Genomic DNA, 12,570 nt, shown 5'->3' on the forward strand with positions numbered 1-12,570 from the left:
GTTTGTTTCGCGGAGAACCTGAAATTACTTCAAGTTCTCTTCAAACAACTTAAAGATACGGCGATATTCATCTAACCAACTTGAAGGCTGGCGGAAACCATGCGGTTCCACTGGAAAGATAGCCGTTTCAAAGTCTTCTTTTTCATGTTCAATTAAGCGTTGCACAAGGCGCACGCTGTCTTGGAAGAATACGTTGTCATCAACCATTGGTGAATTAATCAATAAGGCATCTTCCAAGCCTTCCGTGAAATAAATAGGCGAACTACGACGGTAGGCAATTGGATCATTATCTGGCAAGTTCAGAATATTCGACGTATATCCTGTATTGTAATGCGCCCAATCACTTACCGGACGTAATGCTGAGCCAGCTTTGAATAGCCCAGGTTCTTTAAATAGCGCCATAAATGTTAGGAAACCACCATAAGAGCCACCGTAAGTACCCATGCGGTTTGTATCTACATTGGTGTTCTCACCTGCCCACTTCACCACGTCAACTAAATCTTCCACTTCGGGCGTGCCCATTTGACGATAAATTGCTGTACGCCAATCTCGACCATAACCTTTAGAGCCGCGATAATCTAAATCGAGTACCACGTAACCTTGCTGAGTCAGAAACGTGTGGAACATAAACTCACGCTGATACCCTGACCAACCCGCATGCGCGTTTTGTAAGTAACCGGCACCATGAATAAACACCACCGCTGGATACTTTTCAGCACGATTTGGATCATAGTCTTGTGGGTAATAGACCCGCGTGTAAATCGGATCAGCCACGTGACTTGATGGTACTGGGACAATTTCAGGTGCAACCCAGTCGAAACTCATAAACTGTTCAGTTGCGGTATGGGTAAGACGCGTTGCCGTATCGCTACCGATTACTTGAACATATAGCTCTTCTGGCTGTAATGCGGTTGAATGCTTAACCAATAGACGGTCTTCTTGTGGGCTTAATTCATAATTATTAATACCACCTAATTTCGTCAGTTGCTCAAGCGCCCCATTGTCGGTACGCACGCGGTAAATTTCATAATTACCCGGGTGTGGTTTATTCGCACTAAAGTAAATGAATTCGCCATTGCTGCTAATCGCCGGGTCTTCAACAACAAATTTACCCTGCGTGAGCTGTTTAGTTTTGCCATTTAACGGCTTTACATACAAATGCGAATAGCCATCGGCTTCTGATTGGAACCATAAAGTTGAGCTATTCGGCAAGAAGCCGAACTCATTATGGGTGTAATTAATCCAAGCATTATCGTGCAAACGGTCTTGGCTCACTAAACGTTTACCAGCAAAATCAACTGAAGCAATCCAGCGGTCTTTGTTATCCCAAGCTTCCAACATCAATGCGACTTGTTTACCATCATCGGTCCAGCGAATCGCACCGGCTTGCCAGCCCCAATCTTGCATTAAGGTGATCGGACGTGGCTTCTTCTCTGATTTGTAGGTTTTACCTTCAGCCGCATAGTTTTCACGGTGAACCTCAGCTAAAACATCTTCGTTCCAGCCTGGCAATGTGTTGTAAGTTAGGGTTGTTTGCTCACCAGATTCCAAGTCCAACACGAGGATTTCATGTTCCACTGGCTTTGCGTCAGCGACCCGTGAACGCACAGGCTCGGCGGCAACACGACCATCTTCTGTGACATAATTTGGCATGATGTCGCCGTCTTCACGCCACTTTTGTGGTGCGCTGATTGCAACAATCAACTTATCGCCCGCAGGTGACAAACTTGTTGCGACAATTTGCTTACCCTCGCCTAAATAGAATGGTTCTGGCGCCAACGAAGCATTATTGGCTTGTAGTTGTTGCTGTTGCGCAAAGCGGTCCGCTTTGTTTTTGCGTTCAACTTGAACAAACTCAATTAGTTGCTGTTGTTCTCGCGCAACAAAATCTTTCGGCTCGCTGTTTGCGGTTGGAGCTTTGCGCAAAGCAAGCGCAGCAATTTGTTTGGTCAGCCCCGTACGTGGGTTAACGCTAAAGAAGTCATTGCCTTGACGGTAAGCTAGTTCACCGCTGGTTAAGAATACTAGTTGTGATTGGCGTGCTTCATCGCGTGTCAGCTGTCGTGTTTCATTATTGCTTAAATCACGAACAAAAATGTTACCTTCGAAGGTGTAGGCCAACATCGACTTATCGGCATTATAAACACCGTCGTTATAGGCATAGTTGTGTAGCTTTTCTAACGGTACCTGATGCGCTTCTTTGTCGAGTGGTTGATGAAACCAATCACTGATTTGTGAGCCTTCGCGTTTTTGTTGATACAGCACGCCACTTCCATCGAGCATCCAATAAGCATTAGTTGGCGAGCGCGCCACCCAGTCTTGATCGGACATAATTTGCTTTAACGTCAGCTCTTGGCCCGCAATGGCCTGGCTATTCTCGGCGGTTGCTAGCACCGCTGGCGGCGTTGTCTGAGGAGCTGCGGAAGGTGCCTCTGTCATGGCGCAAGAAGCGCTCATCAAGGCTGCGGCAATCGCGATTGCAACTTTCGTTTTCATTGTTATGATCCTTGTTAATCAAGCCTTTCTAAGGTCTTTTATTTCGCTAAATGTGCCCTATTAAAGCAAAATGCCCAGCAACTTACGAGCTGGGCATTCATTTTGTGCGATGAAATTCAAGGTAATTGCGGTTAGCTTTCAGCATCCGGTTGTTGGCTCGGATGTGCATTGGCAACCCACGGCAACTCAATTAATCGCTGATAAACTTCACGCAACAACGGATAATTCTCTAAAGCGATGCCGAACCGCTCTGCACTGTACACTTGCGGAACCAAGCATACATCAGCCATAGAGAACTCATCGCCGACGCAAAACTTGCCGGAAACTTCCTCTAAATTACGCTCAAAAGCGGTAAAGCTCTGACTAAACCAATGTTGCAACCATGCTTGCTTTGCTTCGTCATCGGCACCCAATTCGCGTACCAAATATTGTTGCACCCGCAAGTTGATCAACGGTTGTAGTTCGCTAGCAATATCCAACGATAACGCGCGAATCGCACCACGTTTCTGTGCATTCCCGGGCAATAGCGAAGGCTCTGGATATTTCTCATCCAGATACTCCATAATAGCCAGAGACTGATGCAAAATAACGCTTCCATCAACTAAGGTCGGCACTAAACCATTCGGGTTTAACTGACGATACGATTGCTTATGTTGCTCGCCACCCTCTTTGATTAGGTGTACCGGAATGTAGTTATAGTCTAACTGCTTATAGTTGAGCGCAATTCGCGCCCGGTAACTGGCGCTTGAACGCCAGTAGCCGTAGAGCTCCATAATCAACTCCGCAATTATTCGTCAGACGGCGAATACTGCACCACTTTTTGGTCAATGCTGCCAAAAATACTGTGGCCTTGCGCATCTGTCATTTCAATCTTAATAGTGTCACCAAATTGCATAAACCCAGTGCTCGGCTGACCGTCACGAATGGTTTCGATCATTCGTACTTCAGCGATACAACTGTAGCCCACACCACCTTCAGCAATCGCACTACCATGCTCAGTGCCTTGCTTATTAGAAACAGTACCAGAGCCAATAATAGCGCCAGCACCTAAATGGCGTGTCTTCGCCGCGTGTGCGACTAGCTGAGCGAAATCAAAGGTCATATCTTCGCCAGCATTCGGTTTACCAAAAGGCTTGTTGTTATAGTAGCTCAACAATGGCAAATGCACCTTGTTGTCGCGCCATTTTTCACCCAACTCATCCGGCGTGACGGCAACCGGTGAGAACGCCGATGATGGTTTTGACTGGAAGAAGCCAAAGCCTTTGCCTAACTCATTTGGAATCAAACCACGCAATGACACATCATTGACCAACATCAATAAGCGGATATACTGGCCTGCTTCTGCGGCTTCAACACCCATTGGTACATCGTCGGTAATAACGGCAATTTCGCCTTCAAAGTCGATACCCCACGACGTATCGGCCATTTCGATGTCATCTTTTGGACCCAGAAAATCATCCGAGCCGCCTTGGTACATCAGCGGATCAGTCCAAAAACTCGGCGGCATTTCTGCATTACGGGCTTTGCGAACCAATTCCACGTGATTGACATAAGCACTGCCGTCAGCCCATTGATAAGCGCGTGGTAGCGGTGATTCACACAAGCTTTCGTCAAATTTTTCAGCGTCGCTCAACTCACCATTATTCAGTGCTTGGTACGCTTTTTCTAACTGCGGCGCAACGGCGTCCCAATCATCTAATACTTCTTGTAACGTTGTAGCGATGGCTGGCACCGCTACCGCTTTCGCTAAATCGCGACTAACCAACATTAACTGGCCATCACGTGTTCCATTTCGATACGTTGCAAACTTCATAAATCGTTATGCCTTATTGTCGTCTTTAGCTTTCCAGCTACTTACGTAATCAGGGTTTTCTACACCGGTACAAACATCACCCATTTCTAGTGCATGGCGCGTATCGAGCATCACCGCCACTTCGTCAGTAAACTTTTTACGATACTCTAAACCTGCTTGAAATGCCTTCGGGTGCGGCCCGTGTGTAAACCCAGCTGGATGGAAGGTTACCATACCTTTGTCAATGTTATCACGGCTGAAGAAATCGCCCTCATGATAGAACAGCACTTCATCGTAATCATCGTTGTTGTGGTAGAACGGTACTTTCAAAGCGCCTGGATCGGATTCAATTGGGCGCGGCACGAATGTACATACAACAAAACCATCAGCCACAAACGTGGTATGCGCTGACGGCGGTAAATGGTAACGGTGGCTCATCAACGGACGAATATCTCGCCAATTAATCCGTACCGGTGCTAAATCACCATGCCAACCAATGGCATCCAGCGGATTAAATGGATAGGTAATCGTTGAGATTTTGCCATGGCGTTTGACCTGTACCTGCCAGCTATCTTCGCTATATTGTGCTTTAAAGGCGTCGTCGATGTCTGGTGTATCAAGGCAAGCTGGGTCAAAGATAGCGTGATTACCAACGAGCCCTTTCTCTGGCAATTGATAAGCACTATTCGTAGCCTCAATCATCACAATTTGCATCGGTTCTATTGGCTCGAGACGCCATGAGGTTGAGCGTGGAATCGCGAAATAGTCGCCTTTCTCAAGCGTAATGTGACCATAGTCACAGAATAGCTCACCACGTCCTTCATGAACAAAGAGCAATTCATCACCGTCAGCATTACGCACCAAAAAGTTCATGCGCTCCTGGCAATGCCAAATACGGAATTTACACTGAGCATTATGCAGCAACATCGGTACTTGCCATGGTGATTCCGTGGCAACATTATCTAGTTTATTGAAGTCGAAGTTACGTGGACGTAACTCGCCTTCCCAATCACTCCAACCGGTTGGAGCATGGCGATGATGGAAGTGCGTTGCGGGCCCAAAGAAACCACTACGCCCTACTTCGCGTTCAAAGATCGCTTGCTCCGGAAAATCAGCGTGGGCCTGCTTAGAGGCCACACCGACTTGTTTCGGAAAGCTAATCCATTTACGCATCGCTTAATACTCCACGACGGATTTGATCTTCTTCAATCGATTCAAACAAGGCTTTGAAGTTACCTTCACCGAAGCCTTCATTACCTTTACGTTGAATGATTTCGAAGAATACTGGGCCAATAACGGTTTGCGTGAAAATCTGTAGCAAAATACCGTCTTTCATTGGCGCGCCATCAATGAGGATCTGCAGTTCGCGCAATTTATCAACGTCTTCTTCATGACCTTCGACGCGTTCATCAACTTTCGCATAATAGGTATCAGGCGTCGGCATGAAGTCCATCCCGATAGCACGTAAGTCACGGACCGTTTTGTAAATATCGTCAGAAGTTAATGCAATGTGCTGAATGCCTTCGCCGTTGTATTCACGCAAGTATTCTTCGATTTGCGATTTGTCATCATGAGACTCGTTGATTGGAATACGAATCTTGCCACAAGGCGCAGTCATTGCGCGGCTTAACAAGCCAGTTAACTTACCTTCAATGTCAAAGTAACGAATTTCGCGGAAGTTACCGATGCGCTCATAGAAGCCAGCCCAAGTGTCCATGTTGCCACGGAATACGTTGTGCGTTAAATGGTCGACTTCATACAAACCGGCGGCGTGATCTTTCATTTTCGCTTCCCAGTTTTCATAGAAGTCGAAGTCATTGGTATAAATATCTTTATCCACGAAGTACAGCACGCTCTCACCAATGCCATAGACACCTGGGAATTGCTCTTCGCCTGAGCCAGTATGACGCTGGAACGGCTTGGCACCATTTGCTACCGCATGCTCAAATGCATGTTTAGCGTCCTTTACGCGCCACGCCATACCACAGACACTCGGGCCGTGTGCTTTAGCAAATTCTTCGGCTTGACCGCCCGTTTCCGCATTCACAATAAAGTTAATGTCATTTTGCTTAAACAACCAAACTTCTTTGCTCTTGTGCTTTGCAACTTCAGTAAAACCAAGCTTGGTGAACAAATCTTTTAATGCCGCAATACCGGCTGCATCTGGCGCTGAGTATTCAACAAACTCGAAGCCGTCGGTTTGTAATGGGTTGTAATTAATATCAGTCATAATGTCCTCGTTGTTCGCATTTCGTGCGTTCTGTTCTAAATAAAGTGACGCACATCAAAGAATGTATCGATACTACTATGCGCACTGTTGCTCTTCAGCGCCAGCTGCAACCCACAATCAATGGGGAGGTCAGAAAAACAGCAAGGTGTAAACTAATTGATACAGTTGAAGAAAGGCTGGCACGTGGAGTCTGTGCTGTCATGATTTCATTACAGAAGCTAGAAACACTGTAAAGAAAACAATACAAAGGCAAGTGCGCTATTAGCTCTTAGATATTAGATATTCGTAAAAACCCGAAACCAAAAGGATTGAATCCTCATCGACGCCCTCTAATATCCAACAGCTAATATCGTTTTTGATTTCAGCGTTTGCGGGTTTTGCCGATGCCGTAGTCACGCAACTTATTTGCTACCGCCGTATGCGATAATCCCAACTTCTTAGCCAGTTGCCGCGTGCTCGGATAACTTGGATAAAGCCGACGCAGAATCGTCGCTTCGAATTTTTTCACCGCCTCGTCTAGGCTTCCTTCTTCCAGATCAATAGCGACATTCTCTTGTAAGCTATCAGCGCCTGGTAAATGAATATCGCTAACATCGAGGGTATCTCCCTCAGTCATTGAAATGGAACGAAACAACACATTTTCGAGTTGGCGAACGTTGCCCGGCCATTGATAGCGCTGTAAGGCCTCACGCGCAGTCCGAGTGAGCATCACTAAACTGCGTCCTAATCTCTGGCAAGCTTGCACGGTGAAATGCTCGGTTAACAAATTAATATCCGATTTGCGCTCGCGTAAAGGTGGAACTTGCAACGTTAAAACGTTCAGGCGGTAAAATAAATCTTCGCGAAACGTTCCAGCTTCCACACGCTCAATCAAATCATCTTGCGCAGAGCAAATAATACGCACATCGACAGTCACTTCTTGCTCTTCGCCAATACGTCGAAAACGACCGTCCTGAATAAAACGTAGTAATTTCGCTTGCAGACCATTGGACATCTCACCAACAGCATCGAGTAATACAGTACCGCCGTTGGCCTGTTCAAAGATGCCTTTCTTAGCTTCCGTATACGGCCCTAAACTACCTTTGCCGTGGCCAAACAATTCGCTTTCGGCCACATTGTCCGGTAACGCAGCGCAGTTAATGGCTAAGAAAGGCTTGTCAGCTCGCTGACTGGCTTGATGGCAGGCACGCGCTAATAACTCTTTACCCACACCTGTTTCGCCCTGAATCAGCAAGGGTACGTTGAGCTCAGCCATACGTGCAGCTTCTTTCACTAACCGCTTCATACTGGCATGTTCACCGAGTACTTGCGTAAACACATCATGATTTCCGCCGCGTTGCCATTGCTCGACTAACGGCTGTGGTTTACAGGTAATCACGGCACCAGCAAAGCTATTTTTGCCCGAGTCATCGGCAACCCAAATGGGTAACAAATCAGCAAAGTATTTCGAACCACCTGCACTTATTTGCTGTACGGTTGGGTCTGTGGGTTGCTTCTCAAGCCATCGTTGAACGGCAAAACCAGTAAGCCACTGGCCTATCGAAGTGCCCACTAATTCGGTTCGGTTATCGCTAAGAACTTGCTGTGCAGCATCGTTGGCGATATCGATCATACCGCGGCTATCAACTGAGAGAATTGGATCAGGTAGCTTGCTCAGCAATAGTTTAAATTCAAAGTGCTCGCGTTCAGACGGCATTATTGCGATGGTTTTTACGTCTTTCACATTCGGGATGCGACGGATCTCCGGCATCAGGTGTTGGAAATCCTTAAACTCTAACTCAGGGAAGTTAAGAAAGATCTTTCCTTTCGGATCGACTTCTATACCACGTAGGTCAATTTCGTGGTCGCGCAGAATCTGTAGCACGTCTTGAGCAATGCCCAGACGATCATCGCAGGTTATTTCCAAACGCATAAATAGCCGCTTTATTAGTCTATGTGTAAAGCAAAGTATACACAAAAAAGCCCTTGGGATAACCATCCTCAAGGGCTTTTTTTAGTCGTCCGAGCAGTTCTGACCGACTCGTTTTTTGTTGCGCATCAGGTATGCATCAATCAAGCGTCGTTCAATACAGCGTCCGTACGTGCTGCCATAATAAAATCATTCTTATGTAGACCATTGATTGCATGCGTCCACCAAGTAACGGTTACCTTGCCCCATTCAGTCACCAGAGTCGGATGATGAAATTCAGCTTCGGCAATCTCGCCGACTTTATTAGTAAACGCCAGCGCCAACTTGAAGTTCTTAAACTTGAACTCACGCTCTAATTGCATCACACCGTCACGAACAACCGGCGTCCATTCAGGAATTTCACGAATTAATTCAGCCAATTCAGCATCACTTACTTTCGGTGCATCGGCATTGCAGGCTTCACAAGTTTGTTGTTTTAATTCTGACATTCTGTCCTCGATTTAACTTTATTTATCAAACAATAATTAAGCAGCGTCAGTTTTCTGTTTTGGCGGAAACTTCGGTTCAAATAAACCAAGTTCCATAGCCTCACGAACTAGCGCCATAATATCTAAATCGGCGATTTCAAATAACCGGTCGGTACTTTCAATGGTGTAGTAAATCGGTTGCATAATATCGATACGATAAGGTGTTCTTAGCGCATCCAAAGGCACCAGCGGTTTACGTTCTGGTTTATCGCTGAATATTGCGTATTCCGTCTCGCCTGGTGAAGATAAAATTCCGCCACCATAGATACGCAAACCATCTTCGGTTTGTAACAACCCGAACTCAACTGTGAACCAATATAATCTGGCCAGATATACGCGCTCTTTTGGCGTCGCGTTTAATCCCAATTTACCGTATTGATGGGTAAAATGAGCGAACGCTGCATTCGTTAACAACGGGCAGTGACCGAAAATCTCATGAAAAATATCCGGTTCTTGCAAGTAATCAAATTCTTCGCGCGTACGAATAAATGTCGCAACTGGAAATTGCTTATTCGCCAATAGACGAAAGAATTCGTCAAACGGAATTAGCGCAGGCACTTGAGCAACTTGCCAACCCGTCGTTGCTTGCAACACTTCATTAATTTCATGAAGTTGTGGAATACGATCATGCGGCAGATTGAGTAAATCGAGACCATGCATATATTCGTCACAGGCTTTACCCGGAATATGCTTAAGTTGGCGTTTCACAAGGTCATGCCAAACCGCGTTTTCTTCATCACTCCACGCAATAATACCGTTATCGTCCGGTTGTCGTGAAACATAGTTGCTTTGTTTACCCATAGCGTACTTGTTCCCCTGTTGTTGTCATTTGGCTGTTACTGCAGGCAGCAAATGCCTGTTCCAAATCAGCAATAATATCTTCTACCGCCTCAAGCCCAACTGAAATTCGTATCAGTGTATCCGTAATACCCGCAGCTGCTCGAGCTTCCGGTGTATACGGAGAGTGTGTCATTGACGCCGGATGCTGAATTAACGTTTCAGCGTCGCCTAAACTCACCGCTATCGTGATCAATTGCAAACTATCTAACAATTGACGCGCGGTATTGATATCACCATGCAGCTCAAATGCGATGACCGCGCCAGCCCCGTGCATTTGCGTACCCATCAATGCTTGCGCTGGATGATCAGCAAAACCCGGAAAATAGATTGTTTTAACCAAGTCTTTTGCACGCAAATACTCAGCTACTTTGACTGCATTCGCGCAATGACGTTCCATACGAACATCTAGGGTTTTTAGACCACGCAAGATCAGCCACGCGTCGTGCGGGCTCATGGTCGCGCCCATATCTTTTAGCGTAGTGAGTTTAATCAGCTCAATATCATCTTCGCTACCACAGACAATACCGGCCACCACATCACCGTGTCCGTTGAGATATTTGGTTGCGCTATGCAAAACCAAATCAGCGCCCTGTTGGCGTGGCTGCTGCAATAATGGTGTCATAAACGTATTATCGACCACTAGGCGCGCGTTCACTTCATGTGCAATATCAGCAATGGCTTGAATATCAATCACCTTCAAATGCGGATTTACTGGCGATTCAAGAAATACCAACTTGGTATTTGAGCGTATCGCAGCCCGCGTTTTCGCGAGATCTGCCATATCAACAAAGTCGACTGTGATGCCAAACTTGGTGAACAAATGCGAGAACAACGCAAAACTGCAGCCGTAAATCGCATCAGATACCAGCACATGATCACCTTGCTCAACGAATGCCAGCATGGTTGCTGATACCGCCCCCATTCCGGTGGCGGCCGCAGCTGCAGCTGGAAAGCCCTCCAACGCAGCAACGCGCTCTTCAAGCTCGGTGACGGTCGGGTTCCCTAACCGGCTGTAGATATAACCGGCTTCTTCACCCGCAAAACGAGCTGAACCTTGCGCCGTATTCTCAAACGAAAACGTCGCTGTTTGATAAAGTGGTGCAACCAAAGCGCCATGTTCATCACGGCGCTTACCGCCGTGAATCGTCACCGTCGCTGGCTGCCATTGCGATTTATCTTTGTTGTTAGTGCGCATTGGCAGAATATCTCCTTGTAGTTGCGCATCAGATTGCATTTCTGCTGAAGTGAACGCAACAGCTAACTTTGATGTTGATCATGTTTTGCTGTAACGGAAATTTGCCACTGACATAAAAAACCCCGTTGCCGGCAAATCCGAACAACGGGGTACTCACGGTGTATTTGTGCGCTGTGTCGTAACTTATTCGGTACGATTACAATCGATCGAGTTCACGATCAATTTTATAGGCGTTTGAGGTAATGTAGCGTTCAATGCGCTGCAATGATTGCTCGAGTTCACTGAACTCTTGGTTTATCTCTCGAAACGCGCGTTGCGGTGGTTCACCAGCCTGCCAGACCTTCGTTTTAACGCCAAGATGATGCGACGGCTGGGCGGCTGGATTCGGCTTTTTTTCGTCAAGAATAAACCACATGGCAATATAAATGACGGCAACAAAGCTCGAACTAAAAATAAGTGCTGTTACCGCGATAATGCGAACCAACCACACCTCAATATTAAAATATTCAGCGATACCTGCGCATACCCCGGCAATTTTGCCTTTGGCTTTATCGCGCATTAATGTTCTGCGTTGACAGTTATCCTGGTTCATACGCGGTCTCTCCACTTTGGTGACTCCGCATCTAGAATTGACTCTAGCGTTTTTATCCGATCACGCATGCGCTCAGCTTGATGAGCAAGCTCCTGTAGCTGCAGCAATTCATCTTGGCTTAAGCCTTGACCAATTTTACGCTGGCTACGGTAATGCATGATGATCCAAATCGGCGCCACAAAAATCATAAACAAAATAATCGGTGCGCCAATCAGTGGGGCTATAATATCCATTTGCTTCTCGTCTCTCGTCGTTCAAAAGGTTCGGGTGTCAGGTTCGACACCCGCTCACTTAGTGCCACTCATTACGCGTTCTTATCAGTTTTATCTTTTTTAACGCGGGCTTTTAATGCTTCTAGCTCATCGGTAATCTTGTCGTCAGTTTCTAACTGCGCAAACTCATCGCGCAATGTCTTCTTGCCAAGATCGTAAGCTTCAACTTGCGACTCTAAGTCATCAATTTTTGATTCAAATCGCTCAAAGCGCAACATCGCGTCATCGATTTTTCCGCTATCAATGCGTTTTTTAACTTCCAAACGGCTGCTAACAGCGCGTTGACGCATGATAATGGTTTTCTGGCGCGCTTTCGCGTCGGCCAATTTTTCTTGCAACTGCCCTACTTCTTCACTTAAACGATTCAAGTGCTCATCGATACGAGTGATATCAGCTTGCAAGCTTTCCGCATCTGCGGTTGCTTTTTGCTTCTCAACCAACGCTAAGCGCGCTAGGTCTTCACGTTCTTTACTTAAGGCGAGTTCAGCTTTCGCTTCCCATTCCGCAACTTCTTTTTCAAAGCGTGCGAGTTGGCGTTCAGTGTCTTTCTTCTCAGCAATAAGACGCGCTGATGTTGAACGAACTTCAACCAATGTGTCTTCCATTTCTTGGATAATCAAACGAACCATTTTTTCTGGATCTTCTGCCTTATCCAATAAAGCATTCAGGTTTGAATTTACGATATCTGTAAAACGTGTAAAGATACCCATGTTTGTG

12 protein-coding genes are annotated in these 12,570 nt (G+C 46.3%); all 12 read right to left on the minus strand.

All coding sequences use genetic code 11. From position 1 onward, the window contains the following. Nucleotides 1–24: 24 nt before the first annotated feature. The 12 genes from BM292_RS02985 to pspA all read right to left on the minus strand — a co-directional run bounded on the left by BM292_RS02985 (nt 25) and on the right by pspA (nt 12,563). Nucleotides 25–2,496 carry a S9 family peptidase gene (locus tag BM292_RS02985; RefSeq protein ID WP_092855124.1) on the minus strand — a complete coding sequence of 824 codons (2,472 nt, stop codon included), beginning with the start codon at nt 2,494–2,496 and terminating at the stop codon, nt 25–27. 131 nt (nt 2,497–2,627) lie between these two features. After that, nucleotides 2,628–3,269, minus strand: coding sequence for a maleylacetoacetate isomerase (gene maiA / locus BM292_RS02990; RefSeq protein WP_092855126.1), 642 nt, complete (start codon nt 3,267–3,269; stop codon nt 2,628–2,630). A gap of 14 nt (nt 3,270–3,283) precedes the next feature. Further along, nucleotides 3,284–4,309, minus strand: coding sequence for a fumarylacetoacetate hydrolase family protein (locus BM292_RS02995; RefSeq protein WP_092855128.1), 1,026 nt, complete (start codon nt 4,307–4,309; stop codon nt 3,284–3,286). 6 nt (nt 4,310–4,315) lie between these two features. Continuing rightward, the gene (locus BM292_RS03000; protein ID WP_092855130.1) at nt 4,316–5,461 is read right to left on the minus strand and encodes a homogentisate 1,2-dioxygenase; all 1,146 of its coding nucleotides are present in this window, start codon (nt 5,459–5,461) and stop codon (nt 4,316–4,318) included. After that, nucleotides 5,454–6,518 carry a 4-hydroxyphenylpyruvate dioxygenase gene (gene hppD / locus BM292_RS03005; RefSeq protein WP_092855132.1) on the minus strand — a complete coding sequence of 355 codons (1,065 nt, stop codon included), beginning with the start codon at nt 6,516–6,518 and terminating at the stop codon, nt 5,454–5,456. Before hppD ends, BM292_RS03000 begins: the two co-directional genes overlap by 8 nt. A gap of 361 nt (nt 6,519–6,879) precedes the next feature. Then, nucleotides 6,880–8,430, minus strand: coding sequence for a transcriptional regulator TyrR (tyrR, locus tag BM292_RS03010; protein ID WP_092855134.1), 1,551 nt, complete (start codon nt 8,428–8,430; stop codon nt 6,880–6,882). Nucleotides 8,431–8,570: 140 nt separating this feature from the next. After that, entirely contained in the window at nt 8,571–8,915 is a 345-nt protein-coding gene (locus tag BM292_RS03015) for a 4a-hydroxytetrahydrobiopterin dehydratase (protein WP_092855136.1), read from the minus strand. 36 nt (nt 8,916–8,951) lie between these two features. Further along, nucleotides 8,952–9,755 carry a phenylalanine 4-monooxygenase gene (gene phhA / locus BM292_RS03020; RefSeq protein WP_092855138.1) on the minus strand — a complete coding sequence of 268 codons (804 nt, stop codon included), beginning with the start codon at nt 9,753–9,755 and terminating at the stop codon, nt 8,952–8,954. Next, the gene (locus tag BM292_RS03025; RefSeq protein ID WP_092855140.1) at nt 9,748–10,989 is read right to left on the minus strand and encodes a trans-sulfuration enzyme family protein; all 1,242 of its coding nucleotides are present in this window, start codon (nt 10,987–10,989) and stop codon (nt 9,748–9,750) included. The genes phhA and BM292_RS03025 overlap by 8 nt, the downstream gene beginning before the upstream one ends. A 196-nt stretch (nt 10,990–11,185) precedes the next feature. Continuing rightward, nucleotides 11,186–11,581, minus strand: coding sequence for an envelope stress response membrane protein PspC (gene pspC / locus BM292_RS03030; protein ID WP_092855142.1), 396 nt, complete (start codon nt 11,579–11,581; stop codon nt 11,186–11,188). Next, a complete protein-coding gene (gene pspB / locus BM292_RS03035) occupies nt 11,578–11,814 on the minus strand; it encodes an envelope stress response membrane protein PspB (RefSeq protein WP_092855145.1) in 237 nt (78 codons plus the stop codon). Before pspB ends, pspC begins: the two co-directional genes overlap by 4 nt. Nucleotides 11,815–11,885: 71 nt before the next feature. After that, nucleotides 11,886–12,563 carry a phage shock protein PspA gene (pspA, locus tag BM292_RS03040; RefSeq protein WP_092855147.1) on the minus strand — a complete coding sequence of 226 codons (678 nt, stop codon included), beginning with the start codon at nt 12,561–12,563 and terminating at the stop codon, nt 11,886–11,888. Nucleotides 12,564–12,570: the final 7 nt, after the last annotated feature.

Source organism: Pseudidiomarina tainanensis, from assembly GCF_900115255.1.
GTDB classification, from domain to species: domain Bacteria; phylum Pseudomonadota; class Gammaproteobacteria; order Enterobacterales; family Alteromonadaceae; genus Pseudidiomarina; species Pseudidiomarina tainanensis.

Coding starts and splice junctions, on each gene's coding strand:
- BM292_RS02985 (WP_092855124.1), bottom strand. CDS start 2,496: ATGAAAACGAAAGTTGCAATCGCGATTGCCGCAGCCTTGATGAGCGCT.
- maiA (WP_092855126.1), bottom strand. CDS start 3,269: ATGGAGCTCTACGGCTACTGGCGTTCAAGCGCCAGTTACCGGGCGCGA.
- BM292_RS02995 (WP_092855128.1), bottom strand. CDS start 4,309: ATGAAGTTTGCAACGTATCGAAATGGAACACGTGATGGCCAGTTAATG.
- BM292_RS03000 (WP_092855130.1), bottom strand. CDS start 5,461: ATGCGTAAATGGATTAGCTTTCCGAAACAAGTCGGTGTGGCCTCTAAG.
- hppD (WP_092855132.1), bottom strand. CDS start 6,518: ATGACTGATATTAATTACAACCCATTACAAACCGACGGCTTCGAGTTT.
- tyrR (WP_092855134.1), bottom strand. CDS start 8,430: ATGCGTTTGGAAATAACCTGCGATGATCGTCTGGGCATTGCTCAAGAC.
- BM292_RS03015 (WP_092855136.1), bottom strand. CDS start 8,915: ATGTCAGAATTAAAACAACAAACTTGTGAAGCCTGCAATGCCGATGCA.
- phhA (WP_092855138.1), bottom strand. CDS start 9,755: ATGGGTAAACAAAGCAACTATGTTTCACGACAACCGGACGATAACGGT.
- BM292_RS03025 (WP_092855140.1), bottom strand. CDS start 10,989: ATGCGCACTAACAACAAAGATAAATCGCAATGGCAGCCAGCGACGGTG.
- pspC (WP_092855142.1), bottom strand. CDS start 11,581: ATGAACCAGGATAACTGTCAACGCAGAACATTAATGCGCGATAAAGCC.
- pspB (WP_092855145.1), bottom strand. CDS start 11,814: ATGGATATTATAGCCCCACTGATTGGCGCACCGATTATTTTGTTTATG.
- pspA (WP_092855147.1), bottom strand. CDS start 12,563: ATGGGTATCTTTACACGTTTTACAGATATCGTAAATTCAAACCTGAAT.